This window comes from Xylophilus sp. ASV27 (genome assembly GCF_016428875.1).
Taxonomy (GTDB): domain Bacteria; phylum Pseudomonadota; class Gammaproteobacteria; order Burkholderiales; family Burkholderiaceae_C; genus Xylophilus.
In genome coordinates, this window is record NZ_JAELTO010000389.1 from 1 (window position 1) to 301 (window position 301).

The following is a 301-nucleotide window of genomic DNA, read 5'->3' on the forward strand; positions in this document are numbered from 1 at the left end:
TGTACGCCGTGGGGGGCGGGCGGGTCTGGCCGGTCATGTCTGCGGTGGTCCCCGGCCGCCAGGAGCGTGCGCGGTAGCCCTCGCGCAAAGCGGCAAGCGGTGCCCAGCCATGGGGCTTGCTACATACCTGTCTCTTATACACATCTGACGCTGCCGACGAAGAGAACCTAGTGTGGGTGTGGGGGGGGGGGGGGGGGGGGGGGGGGGGGGGGGGGGGGGGGGGGGGGGGGGGGGGGGGGGGGGGGGGGGGGGGGGGGGGGGGGGGGGGGGGGGGGGGGGGGGGGGGGGGGGGGGGGGGGGG

Annotated in this window: 1 protein-coding gene; it reads left to right on the top strand. The window is 79.7% G+C overall.

What is annotated here, in order from left to right:
* Positions 1-116 precede the first annotated feature (116 nt).
* Positions 117-301, top strand: a 185-nt coding sequence (locus JHD63_RS23480) for a hypothetical protein (RefSeq protein WP_198973193.1), incomplete at its 3' end; no start/stop codon positions are given.